General features: G+C 45.9%; 15 protein-coding genes. 9 read left to right on the top strand and 6 right to left on the bottom strand.

Going from position 1 to position 19,564, the window contains the following annotated elements; translation table 11 throughout:
• Nucleotides 1-60: 60 nt before the first annotated feature.
• A complete protein-coding gene (locus SDEN_RS10655; protein WP_198134647.1) occupies nucleotides 61-1,221 on the bottom strand; it encodes a multidrug effflux MFS transporter in 1,161 nt (386 codons plus the stop codon).
• Nucleotides 1,222-1,578: 357 nt separating this feature from the next.
• Here SDEN_RS10655 and SDEN_RS10650 point away from each other — a divergent pair, with 357 nt between their 5' ends.
• From SDEN_RS10650 to SDEN_RS10640, 3 genes are all read left to right on the top strand, one after another.
• Nucleotides 1,579-3,315 (top strand): SulP family inorganic anion transporter, encoded by a 1,737-nt coding sequence (locus tag SDEN_RS10650; RefSeq protein ID WP_011496480.1) that lies wholly within the window; start codon nucleotides 1,579-1,581, stop codon nucleotides 3,313-3,315.
• Nucleotides 3,316-3,453: 138 nt separating this feature from the next.
• Nucleotides 3,454-4,077, top strand: coding sequence for a 2OG-Fe(II) oxygenase (locus SDEN_RS10645; protein WP_011496479.1), 624 nt, complete (start codon nucleotides 3,454-3,456; stop codon nucleotides 4,075-4,077).
• 157 nt (nucleotides 4,078-4,234) lie between these two features.
• The gene (locus SDEN_RS10640; RefSeq protein ID WP_041406238.1) at nucleotides 4,235-4,627 is read left to right on the top strand and encodes a hypothetical protein; all 393 of its coding nucleotides are present in this window, start codon (nucleotides 4,235-4,237) and stop codon (nucleotides 4,625-4,627) included.
• Between the two features lie 94 nt (nucleotides 4,628-4,721).
• On the opposite strand, the gene SDEN_RS10635 is transcribed toward SDEN_RS10640, so the two are convergent.
• On the bottom strand, nucleotides 4,722-7,907 hold the full coding sequence (locus tag SDEN_RS10635; protein WP_011496477.1) for a DUF748 domain-containing protein: 3,186 nt from the start codon (nucleotides 7,905-7,907) through the stop codon (nucleotides 4,722-4,724).
• Between the two features lie 272 nt (nucleotides 7,908-8,179).
• Between SDEN_RS10635 and SDEN_RS10630 the strand changes: the two genes are divergently transcribed.
• The 6 genes from SDEN_RS10630 (at nucleotide 8,180) to SDEN_RS10605 (ending at nucleotide 11,209) form a co-directional block, all read left to right on the top strand.
• Complete coding sequence (locus SDEN_RS10630) at nucleotides 8,180-8,719, top strand: GNAT family N-acetyltransferase (protein ID WP_011496476.1); 540 nt, start codon at nucleotides 8,180-8,182, stop codon at nucleotides 8,717-8,719.
• Nucleotides 8,720-8,901: 182 nt separating this feature from the next.
• Nucleotides 8,902-9,600: a hypothetical protein gene (locus SDEN_RS10625; RefSeq protein WP_011496475.1), complete on the top strand. Its 699-nt coding sequence runs from the start codon at nucleotides 8,902-8,904 to the stop codon at nucleotides 9,598-9,600.
• Nucleotides 9,601-9,759: 159 nt separating this feature from the next.
• Nucleotides 9,760-10,110 carry a VOC family protein gene (locus SDEN_RS10620; RefSeq protein WP_011496474.1) on the top strand — a complete coding sequence of 117 codons (351 nt, stop codon included), beginning with the start codon at nucleotides 9,760-9,762 and terminating at the stop codon, nucleotides 10,108-10,110.
• On the top strand, nucleotides 10,085-10,309 hold the full coding sequence (locus tag SDEN_RS10615) for a DUF1289 domain-containing protein (RefSeq protein ID WP_083759650.1): 225 nt from the start codon (nucleotides 10,085-10,087) through the stop codon (nucleotides 10,307-10,309). Before SDEN_RS10620 ends, SDEN_RS10615 begins: the two co-directional genes overlap by 26 nt.
• Before the next feature lie 47 nt (nucleotides 10,310-10,356).
• On the top strand, nucleotides 10,357-10,770 hold the full coding sequence (locus tag SDEN_RS10610) for a DUF3224 domain-containing protein (RefSeq protein WP_011496472.1): 414 nt from the start codon (nucleotides 10,357-10,359) through the stop codon (nucleotides 10,768-10,770).
• Between the two features lie 100 nt (nucleotides 10,771-10,870).
• On the top strand, nucleotides 10,871-11,209 hold the full coding sequence (locus tag SDEN_RS10605; protein WP_049763008.1) for a hypothetical protein: 339 nt from the start codon (nucleotides 10,871-10,873) through the stop codon (nucleotides 11,207-11,209).
• Between the two features lie 59 nt (nucleotides 11,210-11,268).
• Here the strand turns inward: SDEN_RS10605 and SDEN_RS10600 are convergent, their stop codons facing one another.
• The 4 genes from SDEN_RS10600 to SDEN_RS10585 all read right to left on the bottom strand — a co-directional run bounded on the left by SDEN_RS10600 (nucleotide 11,269) and on the right by SDEN_RS10585 (nucleotide 19,512).
• Entirely contained in the window at nucleotides 11,269-13,230 is a 1,962-nt protein-coding gene (locus tag SDEN_RS10600; protein ID WP_011496471.1) for an alpha-amylase family glycosyl hydrolase, read from the bottom strand.
• A gap of 36 nt (nucleotides 13,231-13,266) precedes the next feature.
• Complete coding sequence (locus tag SDEN_RS10595; RefSeq protein ID WP_011496470.1) at nucleotides 13,267-15,192, bottom strand: glycoside hydrolase family 13 protein; 1,926 nt, start codon at nucleotides 15,190-15,192, stop codon at nucleotides 13,267-13,269.
• Between the two features lie 38 nt (nucleotides 15,193-15,230).
• Nucleotides 15,231-16,724 carry a tryptophan halogenase family protein gene (locus SDEN_RS10590; RefSeq protein ID WP_011496469.1) on the bottom strand — a complete coding sequence of 498 codons (1,494 nt, stop codon included), beginning with the start codon at nucleotides 16,722-16,724 and terminating at the stop codon, nucleotides 15,231-15,233.
• A gap of 61 nt (nucleotides 16,725-16,785) precedes the next feature.
• Nucleotides 16,786-19,512 carry a TonB-dependent receptor gene (locus SDEN_RS10585; RefSeq protein ID WP_011496468.1) on the bottom strand — a complete coding sequence of 909 codons (2,727 nt, stop codon included), beginning with the start codon at nucleotides 19,510-19,512 and terminating at the stop codon, nucleotides 16,786-16,788.
• Nucleotides 19,513-19,564: the final 52 nt, after the last annotated feature.

Here is a 19,564-nt window from a genome sequence, read left to right as displayed (position 1 = left end):
AATGCAGAGGTTTTATCACTGACTTTATTTTAGGCATAGTGTATGAATCCTGTGCACGAGCTAATTTATTGAACTTTGCTCTCGATTTATAAAGCTTTGGTAGCCTTGGCATAAAGCGACAATCATGACGGAGGCGAGCATTAAGGCGCAGAAGGGAACAGCAGTACCTGTGTAAAAAAAGGCTAAAAGAGGGCCTGCCAGTGCGCCAAAACCAAAACGCAAGGTGCCAATAACTGCGGTTGCAGTCCCAGTCTCATTCTTAAATTTCATTAATATGATGGCATCGGCATTGACCGACATTATCCCAAGACTACCCATCAAGGGGATAAGGGCCAGTACTGTGTAGTGATAACTCAATGACCATAGATTCACCATAAGTAAACCGCTGGCAAATATGCAAGCAAGGACAGTCGACACATGTAACATGCGCTTAGAGCCGAAACGGGTCACTATGCGTGAATTAACCACGTTCGCCAACATGAGTGCACCGACGTTAGTGCCGAATAAAATGGCGAAGTGGGATTTATCTAGAGAAAAGACTTCCATATACACGAAGGGCGAGGCGGTCAGGTAGCAGAAAAACGCAAATGACGTCAGCACGCCGCTGGCAAGGTTGAGCTTAACCCCTTGGCGAGTGAATACCGTGATATAACCGCCGAGCACGGTTTTTTGACTGCGCGTCGACATATCTTTGTCGCTGGGCATTTTTAGGGTGAACAGCACCAAAAAAATGAGTGCTAAGGCATAGGCAAACTGGAATAAAAAGATAAGGTGCCAGTTGCCCATCTCGAGAATTAAGCTGCCAAGACCGGGGGCAACGAGCGGCGCAAGCATCATGATCAGGCTGACATAGGACATGCCCTTAGCCGTGTTTTCGCCATACACTTCCTTGATATAGCCTGGGATCACCACAGTGGCAGCCGCGCCAATGAAGGCCTGCAGAAACCTGAGCCCTAAAAAGACTTCGATTGAATCTGACATGGAGATGGCCAAGCTCACTGAAGCAAACCCCATTAAGCCAACCAAGACTAAAGGCCGGCGCCCCACTTTGTCGGCAATAGGACCAAAGGTCAGCATGCCTAGGGCGTAGCCTGCAAGATACAGGCTCAATGACTGCTGTACTAAGGTGATATCAGTTAAAAAATCGGCGCCGATGGCGGCCATAGCAGGCAAGTACATGTCGATAGCCAGTGGCGTGATAGCGGCCATAGCTGCCAACATGGGGATCAGCAAGGCAAGGTTAGGAAATGTTGTTGAGGCTGAAGATGTTGGCTTTTCCACTATTATTCCTTTAAAAATCAAAACTGTGTGAAAGCTCTAGGCTAAGCTTGTCATGAATATGTACCAAGTTAAGGTGTTTTTATATCAATGAGGTCCACACTTAGGCAAATACCTAAGTTGAAGCGGCTTATAATAACATGCTTAATGGCAATATAACTCATGTAAACGTGCTAAAGTAATGTCAACAGATATTGCCTAATTCATTCATATTACACTATTATTGGCACTTTCCATGGCCGTATAGTTTTCCCCTGCATTGTTGAGGTTATTTTGCTCCAGAGTCGTATTTTTGCATTTATGCCGGGGTTACAATCCCTATCAAAATATGAGCGCCATTGGCTAAAAGATGATGTGCGTGCAGCCCTTTCTGTGGCAGCTGTCGCCTTGCCGGTTGCCATTGCCTATGCACAACTGACGGGCGTCAATGCCGCCGTGGGCTTGTATTCTTGTGTCTTGCCTATGTTGGTGTATGCACTCATGGGCACCTCAAGACAATTAATTGTTGGGCCAGATGCGGCAACTTGTGCTGTGATAGCCGCCGTGGTCACGCCACTTGCCGCAGGGGATGCCTTAAAACACTGGCAGTTAGTGATGACCATGACAGTGATGACAGGCTTTTGGTGTCTTATCGCCAGCCGTTTCAAATTAGGTGTGCTCGCCGACTTCCTGTCAAAACCCATTTTAATGGGGCTACTCAACGGGGTGGCGATCACTATTATTGTGGGTCAGTTTTCAAAAATTTTTGGTTTTGATTTTGAAGAAAAATACCTGTTAGAGCGTCTCGGTGGCGTGCCGACGTATTTATCCAAGACCCACGGTCCGACCCTATTAATGGCACTACTTACAGTGGCTGTGTACTTTGCCATGAAACGTTTTCGTCCTGCTTGGCCTTCATCAATGTTTGCCATTGCCGCCGGCGGACTGTTGGTGTGGGTGTTCAATTTGGGCCAATTCGACATTAAAACCATTGGCAGTGTGGCCGGTGGTTTACCCACGTTTCAAACACCCACCTTTAATCTAGGTATTGCCCGTGAGCTTGTCATGCCAGCGCTTAACTTGGCCATGGTGAGCTTTGTGAGCATGATGTTGACGGCTCGAAGCTTTGCGGCGAAAAATGGCTATGACATAGACGCGGATAAAGAATTTAGGGCATTGGGCTTTGCCAATATTGCCTCGGCCTTATCCCAAGGTTTTGCGGTGAGTGGCGCCGATTCTCGCACAGCGGTAAACGATGCCAATGGCGGTAAGACACAACTCGTGTCTATTATTGCCGCCTGTATCATCGCCATAGTGGCGATATTTCTAACGGCGCCACTTGAGTTTATCCCCAGTGCCGCCTTAGGTGTGGTATTGGTTATCGCCTCAATCCACCTTATTGATTTAAAAGCTATCTGGAAGCTGAGGCTGAGGGACAGGCCGGCCTTTTTCTTGGCCTTGACCACCTTATTTGCCGTGCTCTTTATCGGGGTTATCCCGGGTATTACCCTGGCGGTGTTATTGGGATTGTTCCAATTTTTGCAAACCGTCATGCGCCCGACAGATCAAGTGCTGGGCTTAGACAGCAAAGGGGTTATTCGCAGTGTGGATAATGATGAAAAAGCCAAAGCCATCCCAGGGGTGTTTATTTATCGGTTTAATTCACCTTTGACCTATTTTAATGCCACCTATTTTAAGCGCCGTTTGCTGGAGCGTTATGTGAAAGAGTCGGAGCACGCCGATTGCATTATCATAGACACAGTGCCGTGTTTCACTCATTTAGATTTAAGCGTAATGGCTATGCTGGCTGATTTAGAAGTCTTGTTTAAAAAACGCGGTGTTAGGCTGATTTTGGCCGGCCGTAAGCGGCAAATGATAGGTTGGTTCCAGCAAACTGACATGAAATTCGGTGATGGCGGCATAGTGATCCGCTCAGATCTGTATCTGGCCATCAAGCTTAATCAGCATTACAAGGCCGCGCTTGCCGAGGGCAGTGCGGCTGTGGTGCAGAAACAAGAAGACGATAAAGACAAGGTGCTAACGCACAGTCAGCTGTAAAATTGCATTTTAGGCTGTTTATAAGCTTTACCCAACGGGGATATTAACTTAATCTCGCTCCGTCAATTGGATAGCAATATCCCTATTTGCGCTTGAGTCTATGGATTTGGGCGCCGCTATTGTTTTGGATAAGGCTGTATGATTTCGCCGCTCAGTGAAGCACTGCTAGATGTGATAGCAGATGCGTTAGTGGATAAGGGTTATGTGATCCTGTCCGATATTATTCCACAAGAAATCAGTTTAACGTTACTTGGGAAAATGCGCGCCGCTCAAATTTGGGAGTTTGAGCAAGCCGCCATTGGTCGCGGTATAGAACAGCAAATTAACACGGACATTCGGGCCGACAAGATAAGTTGGCTGGAAAATGATGATGCCATCGACAGCGGTTACTTAAACTTGATGGAGCAGCTTCGTGAAGGTTTGAACCTGCGACTTTTTATGGGGCTATTCGATTATGAGAGTCATTATGCTGTCTATGAGACAGGGGCATTTTACCGTAAACACGTAGATGCCCTAAAGGGCAGTCAAAATCGGATTTTAAGTACAGTGTTTTTCTTAAATCCTCATTGGCAGCCTGATCATGGCGGCGAATTGGTCATTTATGATGAAGATGATAGTCAACTGGATACCGTGCCGCCACGCATGGGCACCATGGCTATTTTCTTAAGTGAACGTTTTCCGCACGAAGTGCGTGAAACCTTCGCTACCCGCATTAGTATTGCCGGTTGGTTTAGGGTGAGTCATGCCATCCACGGATTCTAATTGTATCGCGATATAAAGTATTCTTTATTTGGTTTAGTAACTAAATTAGTAGCTAAATCGCTAGCTAAATCAATAGCTAAATAGATAATTAAATAGATAGTCAAAAAGGTCAATCATGGTTAAACATACGCTTTCTGCCCTAGGCTTATTCGCTTTAATGGGCCTGCCAGTCTGTGCTGCTGAGGACATAGCTGCACCAAACTTAACGACACAAAACAAAGCAGAGGCCGCTTTTAGCGGTGAACTTATTCAGTGCGCCGCTTATTATCAAATAAGTTCAGCGGCCATTACCGCCATGAATGCGCCGCAAATGCAGGCGGTTGGCGAGCGCTTAGCCAGTTCTGCAGTTGAAACCTTAACCTTAGCCAAGCAATATGCCAGTGAGACTGAAGTGGCTGCCCAGCTTGAGGCCACCAAGGCTGAGCAAGTGAGCCGTATGAGCAATGCCAGTGATTTGGCAGCGCTAATGGGACAATATAAGGATAAATGCAAAACCTTGGTTGCTGAGCCGCAACAACGCCTAGATTACTGGTACATGGCGACCATGTAACGACATGCCACTAATGCAGTTCACTGCTAACTGTGGTTATCACAGTTAGCAGTGGGCACACTGAGCGGCAGTGAATGGCTGTTCTCGGTGTGTCTTAGGCTTTACTTGCATCTAAATTAACCCGAACTTGAGCGCTATGTTGCTGTTTAATCGTCATTTTACTGTCCAGTAAAAAGACTCTTTCCGGATCCACTTTTCCTTTTTCGACTAGGTACGCCTTGACCGCTTGAGAGCGGGCGAGCGCTAACTGGCTCAGTGCTTGATTATCAATTTTTTGCTGTTTCTTCGCCAAGTTATACAAGGCGATATGCCAATGAATACGCGTTTGCTCGTCATCCAGCTCTGGTCTTTCAGTTAATAATGTTTGCTTCACTGTTTCAGGCGCGAGCATAAGCTCTGTCTCTAGATAATACATTAAGGCATCGACTAGGGGACCCGAGTAAGGAAACTGACTGGCGCTAAGGTTTTTAGGTAATTCATTCAAAGGCAGGCCAGCTATACGGGCCAAGTGTCGATGCAATTCGGCTTCAGCTAATGCTTGCCTGTCATTGGCTTGATCTATACTGCCTCTCAGCTCTATGGTGAGTAATGGCCTGTCATTCAACGCTTTAGAGAGTGCACGTAAGCTGCGGCGTTGATCTTTTTGCAAATTAAAGCCACCATAATCGAAACGTATCATGTCCAATTCATCTTCAGTTGCACCAATGAGGTTTGCCAATAAGGTGAATGGCGAGGTGACGACTTTAGTGATTAAATTGCCCATGGCAGCCAAAACAATATTGCCAAAACTGAAGCTAGGAGAATTGATATCGCCTGAGACTTCAAGGCCTAAGTCAATCACCCCATGCCTGTCTTGCAATAACGCGATGGCCAAGGTGATAGGTAAGCTAGTGGCTAACTTTGAATTACTGGGCTTACCGAGTTTTAGCTGCTCAATAACCACATGGTTTTTACCTTGTAATTGGCCATCTTTTAGTTGGTAATTAAGATCTAGGGATAACTTGCCTTTATCCACATAATATCCCGCATAGGTGCCGGAATAGGGGTTTACCGACGTCAACTCTACCCGTTTAAAGGACAGGTCGACATCTAAAAACGGCTTGTTGGCAAACGGGTTTACCTTACCTTTTAACACCACAGGTGCGTATTTATCTATCTTGCCATCCAGAAGTACAGTGGCCCGACTGTCTAGCTTGCTTGAAAGGTTGGTGATTTCACCTTTGAGTTCCTCGATACCCGAGCTGAAATTGGGATTGAGGGAGTTATCGGCAAAAAAAGCAGAACTCTTGTCAAAGCGAATGCGCTCTATTTCAAAACTGAGGGGCTTATGGGCGGGATGGCCTGATTTTTGGCTATTGGCTTCAATGCTGGACTCAATCTTGTCTAGGGTCGCTAACACACCTTCCTTGCTCATCTGAGCCACAGCAGGACCTGTGTCATTGACTGGCTTCTTTGGCGCTGCGGATTGAGGAACGGCCGGTTGAGTGATTAACAGTTCACTGATATTGGTGCGTTGATCTTCGGTGATAATCAGTCTGGCAAACAGGGCATCGAAGCCAATGTCGGCGATCGCTATGTGGTTATCAGCAGAATTAAAATTAATGCCTGTGACATCCATGGCTTGCCAATTCATCAGTGGCTGATTGACTAAGTTATCTTTAATGGCAAAAGAAGATACTTGCGCCTTACCTTGAAACTTGACTACAGCCTCTGCATTGACTTGAAGCTGACCTTGGGCACCTAAAGTGCCATCTTCAATAGTGAGATCGATAAAGGGGGCCACGTAAGCTTGTAAGCGGGTTAATTTGAGGTTAGAGAGGTTAATTTGGCTGTCTAGGCTGCGTTCATCGAGCTTTATTTGGCCTGTGGATTCAAAAATGCTGCCATCATTGATGGTCATCGACACTTGATAATCAAGGGGTAAACTCAGCGAGGGATCTATAGCTGAATTGGTCAGCTTAATATCACTAAACTGCCATTGGGTTGGGGTTTCGCTGGCTGACATTTCGGTTAAATTAACCTGATAGTTTTTTATCTGGGTATTTTTTAGGCTGACAGTCCAAGCCTTCGCTAGCGAGTTAGCTTTGTTAGTGTGAAGTGCAACATCCTGAGTTTCTGTTTCTGTTTCTGTTTCTGTTTCTGTTTCAGTTCTAGCCGTATTTGCCTTTGCCTCAGCATTCACAGGGCTAAATAAGTCGACTAAATCTATACCGTCTTTACCATGGACAAGGGCCAAGACTCCCGAATGACTTTGCAGGCTATCGATAGACAACTTGCGCTCTTGGCTGGATGCACGGATATTTTCAAGCACTAAAGCATTTAATGATAATATCGATTTTTTCTGCTGTTTATCATCGATTTGAAGCTGATTTACGCTGAGTTTACCCTGTTTAACGCGCCATGTTAGCGCAGCTTGTGGGTCCTTGCTAAGGCTAAGGGCATAGTGGCCTTTCACATTCAGCTGGCCTTGTTCAAGCTTGACCTTAAATAATTTATCAACGGCGTGCCAATACTGCGCCAATGGCAGAGCATCGACATTGAGCTCACCTTGCAACTTAAAGGGCACAAGTTGAAATGCGCCATTGGTCTTAAACTCGCTATTAGCATCGCCTTTTAGGTGAATATCATAGAGATTAGCTTGCTCTTGTGGGCTTGTTGTTTTGGCTAGCAAACCCTGGCTATCCACATTGTCTAAGCGAATGGTAATGTCGGCATAATTGAGCTGTAAGCCTGAGCTCATGTCATCAAGGGTAAAGTGACCTTGGGTCAGTGCTAGCGTTTCTATGGCAAAACTTAGCGGCTTAGCAGGGGATGCGTCCTTAGGCTTTGTGGCATCATTTGCGGTTAATTGTTGCAGCCTGTGTACGATATCGCTGATATTTAACTTTTCATTGGCGTAACGTGCTACTGAGACCGAGGGTTGAGTTATCTCAACGCTGTTAAGTCTTAAGCCGCCGTGCTTTATGCTATCCCAAAAGGCAAAGTCTGCGGACAAGCTTTGCAAGTTGAAAAAGTCAGTGTTGCCATCGGCTTCTTTAATTTTAATGGCGGCGATTTCAACTGAAAGCTCGAAGGGGTCCAGTTTGATGACATCGATTTGTACTTCTCGGCCTAATTGTTGGCTTAGCCACTTGGGTAAGTGTTCATGGGCAAAAAAGGGTAAGGCTAAGCCTAACAATGCCACAAAGGCTGCGTAACTGACAATAGTCAGCATGCTGGCTTTCACAAATCGTGAGTTACGCCATTTAAGGCGAGTGGGCGAGGTCTGGGATGAATTCATGATAAAGGCCTAAAAAAGAAAAACTAATGAAAGTATAAATGACGTCATAACTTGGACGCTTGAAAAGACGGCTATTTTACTCGAATTTCGCATAAGGTCCTCAAATAGATGAATTATTTTTGCATTTTGTTAATGAATAGTTACTATGTGCGTACTTAAGTCTTGGTTAGTTGTCTGTTTAAGCAGACTTAAGTCAGGTAAAATAGGCTTAAGTGGGCGGGTATGTCGACGGCAAGACTCTTTATGACTCAAACAAGCTTCAGGGATGGATTATGCAAATACGGTTAGCGACAGGTGCGGATGTGGAACAGCTTACAGGCTTGTTCGATCTTTATAGACAAAGTTTAGGTCAACCATCAGAGAATCATAAGTGCCGCCAATTCGTCAGTGCACGCTTAAGTGAGGGGGATACCATGATTTTTATCGCCCGTCATGAGGTGCAAGCACTGGGGTTTATACAACTTTATCCCTCTTACTCTTCGGTTTCACTTAAGCCTGTGTGGTATTTTGATGATGCCTTTGTGGTTGAATTGTACCGCGGTACAGGTATAGCCAAAGGATTGATAGCTAAGGCTAAAGAACTTGCTGACAGTGCCGATGTCGTGCTGATAAAACGCACCTTGGTCGAGCAAGGCATAGCTGTTCAAGAAAAAGTTAAACAAGAAGACGTTGAGCAAGAAACCTTAACCGGCAATCTGCAGCAAGCGGACGAGTCCTGTGGGGACCGCCAGGACAATGCAACAGAAAAATCACCTGTGGGCAGCGCTTTTAAATCAAGCTCAGTTGTGTACATGTATCATCAGGCGCTGTAGTTTTTTGTTTTAAATTTCAATAGAGTTATATGTTTTTTATTTAAGCGGATCCTAATGGCATTATCCGTGACTCCTTTTATTGGTTAACAAAGGTAATAATGAACAGGAGTGCCATAACCTCACTAGCCAAGCATGCTTGCTATTGGTAAGATGCGGCCCATTTAACCCGTGAGGATATTGAAGTGAATAAGAGTGTTATCACCAACTTTTTGGCAGCCGCCTTGGTGCTGGGCGGTTATCTCGGTCAGTCCCCCTTAGTATTGACCATAGGCTTATTTGCCTTGTCGGGTGCAGTGACCAATTGGTTAGCCGTGCATATGCTATTTAATAAAGTCCCAGGGCTTTATGGTTCAGGTGTGGTGCCGTTGAGATTTGAAGAGTTTAAGGCAGGCATTAAACACTTGATGATGAGTCAGTTTTTTACCCAAGAAAATATTGACAGATTCTTAACCAACAAAAGCTCTCAGGCCATAGATCTCACCCCTGTGATTGAAAAGGTGGACTTAGCGCCGGCATTCGATGCGCTTATTAGCACTGTGGCTCAATCATCTTTAGGCGGTATGTTAGCCATGTTTGGCGGCACTGATGCACTCTTGCCACTGAAAGAGCCCTTCATAGAAAAAATTAAATTGTCTTTGGTTGAGTTATCCCAAAGTGAGGAATTCAACAGGATTTTAATCAACGAATTAGAACAACCTAAAGTCATGGCCGATATGCGACTCAAGGTTGCCGACATTGTCGAGCAGCGCCTCGATGAACTGACCCCAGAGATGGTGAAAGACATCATCGAAGAAATGATCAAGACTCACCTAGGCTGGCTTGTGGTTTGGGGCGGAGTGTTTGGCGGTATTATAGGGGCGGTTGCAGCTTTGATTAGTTGATGAGTTGTTCATGCTCAATACATGCCTATTTAAGGGGAGCTCATTGCTCCCTTTTTTATGGGGTATTAGGGATTGCGCTTGTTGGCTGATTAAAAATGAGCCAAGATAACCGTGGTATATTAATTTCAGCGCGACATTCACAACCGATGGAGCAAGCTCATGAGTCAGCACCACAGTATTAACTACCTTGAAATTCCCACCCTCAATCTCAGCGCCAGTAAAGCGTTTTTCACCTCAGTGTTTGGTTGGCAGTTTCAGGACTATGGCCCAGAATACAGCTGCTTTCTCGATGCGGGGATCCACGGTGGTTTTTATTTGAGTGAGCAGAGTTTTAACCTTCTACAGGGCAGCCCGCTTATTGTTCTTTATAGTCAATCTCTGGAACAAACTCAGGCTAAGGTGCTAGCGGCAGGGGGTGGACTTATTAAAGACATTTTCACCTTCCCCGGTGGGCGAAGATTTCATTTTAGCGACCCCAGTGGTAATGAATATGCTGTCTGGTCAGAGTGAGTTGTCGCCCTGCGTGCGTCATTGCTGCTTAGACGCTAATGATGTCTGTCTTGGATGCCAGCGTACCTTGGTTGAGATCCTCGCTTGGCATTCCATGGCAGATAGTCAAAAGCAGCAGCTCATGGCTGAATTACCCCTGCGTCAATTGGGGGGTAAACCTTCAGCGTCATCAATAATGAATCAAAATAAAAAAGCTTAAAGAGCAAATAACGCTAACTTAAGTGTTGAAAAAACAGGGAGTTCAGTATGGACATGAAAACAAAGTTGCAAACTATCATAGGCATGTTTCAAATTACAGCTTGGGATGAGACCAGTTATTTTGAATCTGACAATGGTGCCAAGTTGACACAGGCCGTGATCACCCAGAGCTATCAGGGCGTGCTACAAGGGCACAGTGAGATCCGTTATTTGATGTCATATCAAGATAATGCCAATGCCACATTTGTTGGTTTTGAGCATTTCACTGGCAGCTTAGGAGACAAAAAAGGCAGCTTCATATTACAACATAAAGGGCTTTTTGCTGCAGGTGTGGCCAGCAGTGAATTTGAATTGGTGGAACGGTCGGCAACGGGGGATTTTGTCCATCTTGTTGGTAAGGGTCACTTCGTCTCCACTGAAAATGGCCAAGCCAACTATCAAATAACACTGCAGGACTCATGACAATTATTTAAGAAAATGAGCACAATGGACCTGTCTCAACTAGGCTGATAATAACCAAATAATTACTATCATTGGCATAGAAAAACAACAAGCCCTTGGCTTGAGTTTCGAGCGTTTGGTGCGCATCAGCGCTGAAAGCCGTAATGGGCTGCATGTGGAAAGCGACGATCTTGATAACTGGATCGTCGCCGCTCAAAATCGCCGTCAAAGTTCAGACTTTCGTTTATTTGAAGTGGATAAATGGGACGGACGTTGGTTTTTATTATCAGAGCAAAGCTTACCCACAAAAGAACTGCTAGTGCATGCAAAAGAAATTACCGAACAAAAAACCTTAGAAGCTAAATTGCTGGCAATCCAAGACAAGTTGCGCGAATTGGCTTTGACTGATGAGTTGACTGGTGTTGCGAACCGCCGCAGTTTTATGGATTCGGCTAATTGAGCCGGCGTTACCTACCTTAGTCTTCTCCAATGGTTTTGACACTCGCCATGTCATGGTGTTTACCAAGCCAAGATGACGGACTCCAGTGGTGCGAGGGTTAAGTTGAGGCTGGCGCTCAGTACCACTCCATTCTCATTCTTGACACGCAACTGATACTCTTGCCTAGGGTTTGGGTTGAGGAGGTCCTTAAGCCTTATCTGTGTCGCCTTTAGTTTATCCCGCGCCTGACTATCTCGCTTCTGACTATCCTGAAGCTTAGTGGCCATAGGTGCTTGCCATGCGTCGACTAGGTTTTTGGGCAGTGCTATGGAGAGTTTTCTACCCTGTTTGCTATCGAAGTTACTGACGATAATAAGTCGCTGCGCAGCATTGGATCGGCTAAAGGCGAACACCTTGTCATCATGACTGTTAAGGGGGTGATAATTCCCTTTGAGTGCAGGCGCTTTACGGCTTAGGTTCAGTAGGGTTTGGTAATAGGCTCGCAGTTGTTTTTCTTGCTCGCTAGATTGTCCACCATCAAATTTACCCCCATTCATCCATCTTTGATGGGCGGGCACGCCAACATAATCGAAAATACTGGTACGTGTGGGTGCGCCAAAGCCTGCCACTTCATTGCCTTGTTCGCCCACTTCTTGACCGAAATACACTAAGGTGGGTGAGCGGCTTAATGTGGTTGATACCACCATGGCGGGCAGGGCGGCTTCTGGGCTGCCGGCAAAATCAAAACTCGGAATACGCTGCTCATCATGGTTTTCTAAGAAATGCAGCATGTGATCGGCAAAAGGCGCCACCTGGGCCTGCACCTTAGCAATTTCATCTGTATTTTTGTGACCGCGAATAACGGCTTTTAATGTGTCGTAAAGGCCGACTTTATCGTACAAGTAATCCATTTTCCCAAGTTGAATGTAATCTTCATAAAGACTGGGGTTATAGACTTCTGCCAGTAAGAAAGCCTCTGGCTTGATGTGTTTGATGTGGCTATTTAAATAACTCCAAAATTCAACCGGCACCATTTCGGCCATATCATAGCGAAAGCCATCGACGCCTTTATCGAGCCAGTATTGGGCGATATGAGTAAATTTTTTCCAGGAATCGGGAATATCATTGCTGTCTTGCGACTGCCAGAACGCGAGATGCTCGGCGGTACTTTTTTCCCTAAAACGTTGGGGGAGAGCAGGGAAGTCATGGCTGCCATCGGGGCGCACGCCATAATTGATTTTAACTGTTTCATACCAATCATTTTCATCGGGTTTAGCAAGGCGGGAGCCATTGCCTGTCCATTTAGCGGGGTTTTCTGCAAACTTGCCATCAGAAAGTGAATGAGACTCACCGCCGAGGGGCTTTTTTGTCACATCGGGCACGCTGAACGCTTGGCCTTGGACATAATAAAAATTATTGTGTCTGGCATAGGTAAGACTCGTATCGTCCTTGGCGCCAAAATTTTCAGCGCCTTTATATTGGGATTGATAGCTGCGCGCCACATGGTTGGGCACTATGTCTATGATGACCTTCATTCCAAGTTTGTGGGTACGGGCAATGAGGGCTTCAAATTCGGCTAATCCTTGTGCCGGGTTATCGGCAAGATCTGGATTGACCTTGTAATAGTCTTTGACCGCATAGGGTGATCCCGCGCGGCCCTTGACCACATCGGGGTCGTCATGACTTATGCCAATAGCGGAGTAATCATTGATGAGCGCATGGTGCGGCACCCCAGTAAACCAGATGTGGCTGACGCCTAGGGATTGTATGTCTTTAAGTGCAAGCTCACTGAAGTCACTGAATTTACCCACGCCATTTTCATCGATTGTGCCCCAGGGGATATTGGCGGTCTTCTTGTTGCCATAGAGGCGGGTAAACACCTGATAAACCACCGCCTTGTGGGGCAAAACGCCTGGTGCAGGTGCAGCGCTGACTTTTTGTGATGAGGCTTGGGCATTAGCCTGACTTATCCCAGCAAAAATGAGACCGCTTAGCAGTAAAGTGTTTGTAATTGTCGATATCGCATTATTGATGTTAATCATATTGTTATCTTTTATCAGTGGCTTAACTTATGTGAACTAGGGCTTGTGGGTACTTAATTTGAGCGTACTTAATTTGAGCAGAGTCACGCCTTTTTTTGTGAGCGATATGCTGTCATTTAAGTCAAACTCTGTGTGTTCAAGGATGTTGCTGGCTTGAGTGTGCTTGCCTATATGCTCGGCAAAACGGCCTAAGGCTAAATTCACTGGGGCCGAATTTTTGTTGTAGATACTCATCAAGGTTTCATCCCCAGCTTGTCTGAATTGCACATACACACCGTCTTGAGGGGCGTAATGGCTAAGGGTGCCGTTTATGATAGCGTCTGAGTGCTTACGGTAATTGAGCAAGGTCTTGATAAAATGTTGAGCTTCGATTTGAGCTGGACTGAGGTTATCGCCTGTGATGGCATTTTGGCTATCGCCTTGCCAACCACCGGGAAAATCACTGCGAACTAGGCCATCGTTTCTGTCTTTAGTGGGGCTTGTCATCAACACTTCTGTGCCATAAAAAATCTGTGGAATGCGATTACTCGTGAGCACATAAGCCATGGCCATCTTAAACAGGGCAAGATCTTCATTCATCAAGCTATAGAGGCGATTGGTGTCGTGATTGCCTTCAAACAGCACCAATTGGGTCGGTTCGGCATAAACCACATCGTTGGCGAGCATCTCATAGAGGTTGACTAGGCCCGTGTCCCAGCCTTCGACTTGGGTGAGCGAGGCGATAAGTTTCTCATACAAGGGGAAGTCCATCATGCTAGGTACATGGGAGACATAGCCATCTTTATTATGCTTGCCCGCCTGCCAATAGCTGACGGTGATGGGGTTAGGACTCCACTCTTCACCGACAATATTGAACTTGGGGTATTCGGTCATGATGGCCTTAGACCACTGAGTTAAGAAAGCTTTATCAGCATAAGAGTAAGTGTCTTCTCGAATGCCGCTCAAACCTGCGTACTCCACCCACCAGATGCTGTTCTGAATGAGATAGGTGGCAAAGTGAGGGTCGGTCTGGTTCATGTCAGGCATGGTATCGGTAAACCAGCCGTCGCTGAAGGCTTGGGTGTCGGTGCTCGCGGCATAGGGGTCTTGCACTGTGGTGCGTCTATGGTTGGTAAAATCCAATGGCAGTTGTTGCTGCAAACTTGCTTGGCCGTTGACCCAGGTGGCGCTGGGGAAATTTGTCATCCAAGGATGACCGCTGCCCATATGATTGACAACTATGTCTTTAATTACCCCAATCCCCAATTTATTCGCCTGTTGAACTAGATTGACATAGTCCTGATTGCTGCCAAAGCGGGGGTCTATTCGATAAAAGTTTGTGATGGAATAACCATGGTAAGAATACTTTTCTTGGTTATTTTCCAGTAGTGGGTTTATCCATAGCTGAGTCACACCTAAGTCGGCTAAATAAGGCAGCGCCTCGATTATGCCCTGGATGTCGCCGCCATGACGGCCATCTTTATCGCTGCGGTTCACCTTTTCCAACATGGTGGTATGGTTATCGTTATCTGGGTTGCCATTGGCGAATCTGTCTGGGGTAATAAGGTATATCACGTCTTTATTGCTAAAGCCTTGGCGCTGCTTTGAGTCTGATGTTCTTGGTTTTAGTTGATAGGCTAATGTCGCTGTAGCGGGTTTTTTAGGATTGTTTAATTCATAAAAATCAATGGTTAATGTTTGCGGCTGGGCTTGATGCAGATCCAGAGTAACAAACAAATGGTTTGGGCTAGTGCTGCGCTCAGTCTTGACTAATGTAATGCCTTGCTGTTGGCTAAGCTTAGGGGTCAAGGCCGCAACATTGTCGCCTTCTATCAAGAGCTCTAGTTGACTATTTTCCATTCCCGCCCACCAAAACATAGGCTCAGCATTGATGGTAAAGGAGGAGGGGCTTTGCGCTGCAATAGCTAAATTCATCGCACTCATAAGCAGGGTGGTAGCCACAGTGAAGGTCAATTTTTTCATCTGAATTCCTTAATATTAACGGCGGGATACGGATTCATTTATCGCAATAATAAACTGGCAAGGAAGTGTTCATGACTTGGCAGCCTAGACACAGACGCTGAAATAATACTCTTCATATTGCCTAAAAAGTCAGTGAGGTCAGCGCCAGATATTGCGTTAGCCAGTGGATGGTAATCTTCTGGTGTTATCCCTTGGCCCAACAACACTTGCACCCAAGCGGCTTCAGTAAACAGCTCATCTTGCTCTCTAAACACAGTGCCGCTGGTTCGAAATAAGTCGATTTTTCGCTGCAAGGATTCTGGAATTGTCATTTCACGGCAGTATTGCCATAAACCAGCATCATTATTTTTTTGATTGAGGTGGTAATGTAAGATGATAAAGTCACGAATTTGTTCGAACTCTTTCTGTGATTGACGATTAAATTCAGCGACTTGGATATCTTTTATTCCTTGGTTAGGGAAGCATTTAATTAATCGCGTAATGGCCGATTGTACAAGATGTATGCTGGTGGATTCGAGGGGTTCTAGAAAACCGCTGGATAAACCGATAGAGACACAGTTTTTATGCCACTGTTTGACGCGTCTGCCTGTAGTAAAGCTGATTTTTCTAGGCTCAGCTAAAGCTTCACCCTCCAAGTTCTGCAGTAGCAATTGCTTGGCCGCTTCATCACTCATATATTGACTGCAATAGACCAAACCATTGCCGGTTCTATGCTGCAAAGGGATGCGCCATTGCCAACCTGCTGCATGGGCTATGGATTGGGTGTAAGGCTTTAATGGGCCTGAGTTAGTACTAGGGACGGCATAGGCACTGTCACAGGGCAACCAGTGCTGCCAATTGTCATAGTCTACCTTTAGTGCTTGGCCTATGAGTAAGGCGGCAAAGCCTGAGCAGTCGATAAATAGGTCACCCATGATAACCCGGCCATCACTGAGTTCAAGCGACTCGATATTGCCCTGGGTATCTAGCTTGGTTGTGACTATTTTCCCTTCATGGCGATTGACGCCAGCCTGCTGACTGTATTGCCTTAGCAACTTAGCATAAAGGTTGGCATCAAAATGATAGGCATGAGTGATCCCGGCCATTTGGTTATTGGCAAGGCTTTCAAGGGGAGCGAATTTGTTTTGTTTAGCAGCTTGATAGTTAACTGAGAATTGCCAAAAGTCAGATGTGTTTGTTTGTTGAGATTTAAGCCAGAAGTGGTGAAAGGGCGTCAAGCCGAGATCTTTGCCAATATTGCCAAAAGCATGCATGTAGCGCTCGCCCTGCTGGCCCCAATGCTCAAATTCTATCCCCAGTTTGATGCTGGCTTGGGTAGCGTGTATAAACTCAGCTTCGGGGATCCCTAAGGCATTATTGAACAGTTTAAGTGGCGGTATACTGGCTTCACCCACACCGATTGTACCGATATCTTCTGATTCGACTAAGTGGATATCGAGGGTTTTTTTGAACATCTTGGCCAACATGGCCGCTGTCATCCAGCCCGAAGTGCCGCCACCGGCAATCACCACTTTTGAAATTTCTGACTTCATACCTAGGCCCTATAAAAAAGCCTCTGTAACTGCTTACAGAGGCTGTGTCTTCTACGATTAATTAGAACTTATAGTTGGCACCTAACATAAAGTTACGGCCGTAGTTTTGGTAATCGCGTACGAAGCGTTGATCGTCACCCGTATAGGAGATAAACGGTTCATTAGTTAAGTTATTCACTTGGAACTGAACCGATAAGCCATAGAGAGCATCGATACCGCTTTTAGAGAAGTCATAACCGATTTGCGCATCGACCACAGTTTCAGCCTTGATGTTGACGTTTTCACGTTGCAAGCTGATTTTTGTGACTTCACCTAAGAAGTCTGAACGGTAGCGAGAGCTAATGCGTGCCTCAAAACCTTCATTCTCATAATAAACCGTGGCGTTGAAGGTCTTCTCTGATAAGCCAGGTAGTGCCGTTGGGTCACTATCTGGCGTTTCTTTCACTTCACTGTCGTTATAAGAACCACTTAAGATGGTACCAAAACCACTGAGCACATCGGCAAATTGACCAAAGTCTAAGGACAATGAGGCTTCAACACCTTGAACATAACCACCTTGACCATTCAAAGGCTGAGTAACAGTCCCTATGGGGTTACCCGGTTGATTTGGGAAAATAGCGCCAAAGTTAAACAGTGCTTGCTGATCAAAAACAAAGTTTTCTAGATCTTTGTAGAACACGGCCACTGAGAAATAACCTTGATCGCTAAAATAGTTTTCATAGCTGATGTCGTATTGGCGAGCAAGCCATGGACGAAGCTCAGGGTTACCGGCACCGCCAGTCCAGTTAACGCCGTCATTTGGGTTGGCGTTATAGCTGAAATTCACATTGGAATTCATCTTGTCCATGCGTGCACGGGTTAAGGTACGTGCTGCGGCAAGACGTACCACTTGCTTATCGGCGACTTCAAAACCTAGGTTCATGCTAGGTAGCCATTCTGTGTAGCTGTCACCCGCATTACGGGGGGTAATAATCACTTTCCCGTTTTCTACAGTGGCGACTGTACCGTCAGAGTTTTGATCTGTCATCACAGCTTGCAGGCCCACATTACCTGTTACAGGCAAACCAAACATTTCAGATTCAAGGTTGGCTTTCACATAGGCCGTAGTCACTTCTTCATATACAGCCCAAGAGTTAGTGGCACGGGACAAGTCCACGTTTGCTACGTCTGTCTCAGTGTAATTGCCATCGTTATAGAAGGCTAAGGAGTCATAACTTAACACATCACCCATGCCGAAAAAGGCCAGTGAGGTAGGGGATAATAGGTACTGAGAAGGCACTGATTCTAAATAATTGGCAGAGCCATCATACCCTTTGAGGGTTAAATAGTAGCCTTTGTCTAGCTTGGTTTTATCACGATCAGTGCGATTAACACCAAATTCAACGCTCTTGACTGCACCCTCATCGAATAGGTATTCGGCGCTTAAGCGTAGTGAGGTGAGTTCATCTTCAACTTGTGGCTTGTTGATAAAACCATCTTGGGTATTGGCGCCTAATGGACTGCCCCAACCCAGCGGATCGCCCAATTTAATCAGGTTTGGATCGGCATAATTTAAATTAGGAGTGAAGATGTAACCACCGTCACCATTACTGGCAAAACCTAGGTTATCGACAGCACCAATACCTGTACCACGACCTGTGCCAGTGTAACTTTCCATGCCTATGTCAGTTCTATCTGCTTTCGACAAGGCCAGATCGGCAGTGACACTCCAGTTATCATTGATGTGGTACTTGTTGTTCCAACCAATCGACAGTGAGTCGGCATCACGTTTGTTAACGTCATTACGTACAACCACCTCGGCGCCCTTGATGGTGCCAGCAGTCACAAGACCGTCAGTCGTAGTCGTTGCTGTGACGCCGCCATTAGTGCCCCATTGAGCCGGGATTTCGATACCGCGTAGGCGTTGGTCGTCAGAAAATTTAGTGTAGTACACATCAACAACTGAGCGGAATGCATCGTTGGGTGCATATTCAAATACGGCTAACACGCCATCACGCTCAAGTTCACTTGAACGTACAAATGGTTTAGCACCGCCAAGTACTTTTGGATTGGTGTCCACATAATCTAAGTTTGGGTAACCCCAAGCTTGCCATCTTTCTTCTTGGTTAGGTGACATCATGCGGGCATAACCTAGGGCGATACCTATAGTGTCGTCAGCAAACTGATCGATATAGGAGATACTGCCGCGGTAGCCTTTATCACTTGAACCTGAGTTCAGTGAGCCTAAATCATTCATTTCACCCCGTAAAGACACTGCTATGGCTTGTTGACCGTGAGTCAGTGGGCTGATAGTTTGCATATCAACTGTGCCGCCAATGGCTTGTGCCATTACAGAGGCATCGGGTGTCTTATAGACAACCACACGATTGAGTAATTCTGAAGGGTATTGATCAAATTCAACGCCGCGATTGTCATTGACTGAAGCTTGCTCACGACCGTTTAACGTTGCTGTGGTGAAGTCTGGCCCTAGGCCACGAATAGAGATAACGTTAGCACGGCCATCAAGGCGTTGCGCTGACACACCAGGCAAACGTGCTAGGGATTCGGCGATACTGACGTCTGGCAGTTTACCTATGTCTTCAGCTGAAATCGCTTCGACTATTGAGGAAGATGACATTTTTAATGATTGTGATTCTTGTAGGCTACGACGTATACCTGTGACACTAATGACTTCGATATTTTCATCGGCACTAGCCGTTGTTTTTGTCTCTTCAGCAGCATAGCCGTGCATGCTTGCACCGGCTGCAACTAACGCTAAGGTCAGCAGGCTTGGTTTAAATAGCAACATTGATCTTTCCCCTTTATGTGAAGGCAGTATACCTGACGACCAAATCAAGCTC

The sequence above is a fragment of the Shewanella denitrificans OS217 genome, assembly GCF_000013765.1.
Taxonomy (GTDB): Bacteria; Pseudomonadota; Gammaproteobacteria; order Enterobacterales; family Shewanellaceae; genus Shewanella; species Shewanella denitrificans.
Note: the sequence above shows the minus strand (reverse complement) of the source record. Positions and strands in the feature narration are given on the sequence as shown.

What these genes read in the sequence shown, in the direction of transcription:
- SDEN_RS10655 (WP_198134647.1), bottom strand. Translation starts at nt 1,221, where the DNA reads ATGTTGGCAGCTATGGCCGCTATCACGCCACTGGCTATCGACATGTAC.
- SDEN_RS10650 (WP_011496480.1), top strand. Translation starts at nt 1,579, where the DNA reads ATGCCGGGGTTACAATCCCTATCAAAATATGAGCGCCATTGGCTAAAA.
- SDEN_RS10645 (WP_011496479.1), top strand. Translation starts at nt 3,454, where the DNA reads ATGATTTCGCCGCTCAGTGAAGCACTGCTAGATGTGATAGCAGATGCG.
- SDEN_RS10640 (WP_041406238.1), top strand. Translation starts at nt 4,235, where the DNA reads ATGGGCCTGCCAGTCTGTGCTGCTGAGGACATAGCTGCACCAAACTTA.
- SDEN_RS10635 (WP_011496477.1), bottom strand. Translation starts at nt 7,907, where the DNA reads ATGAATTCATCCCAGACCTCGCCCACTCGCCTTAAATGGCGTAACTCA.
- SDEN_RS10630 (WP_011496476.1), top strand. Translation starts at nt 8,180, where the DNA reads ATGCAAATACGGTTAGCGACAGGTGCGGATGTGGAACAGCTTACAGGC.
- SDEN_RS10620 (WP_011496474.1), top strand. Translation starts at nt 9,760, where the DNA reads ATGAGTCAGCACCACAGTATTAACTACCTTGAAATTCCCACCCTCAAT.
- SDEN_RS10615 (WP_083759650.1), top strand. Translation starts at nt 10,085, where the DNA reads ATGAATATGCTGTCTGGTCAGAGTGAGTTGTCGCCCTGCGTGCGTCAT.
- SDEN_RS10610 (WP_011496472.1), top strand. Translation starts at nt 10,357, where the DNA reads ATGGACATGAAAACAAAGTTGCAAACTATCATAGGCATGTTTCAAATT.
- SDEN_RS10600 (WP_011496471.1), bottom strand. Translation starts at nt 13,230, where the DNA reads ATGATTAACATCAATAATGCGATATCGACAATTACAAACACTTTACTG.
- SDEN_RS10595 (WP_011496470.1), bottom strand. Translation starts at nt 15,192, where the DNA reads ATGAAAAAATTGACCTTCACTGTGGCTACCACCCTGCTTATGAGTGCG.
- SDEN_RS10590 (WP_011496469.1), bottom strand. Translation starts at nt 16,724, where the DNA reads ATGAAGTCAGAAATTTCAAAAGTGGTGATTGCCGGTGGCGGCACTTCG.
- SDEN_RS10585 (WP_011496468.1), bottom strand. Translation starts at nt 19,512, where the DNA reads ATGTTGCTATTTAAACCAAGCCTGCTGACCTTAGCGTTAGTTGCAGCC.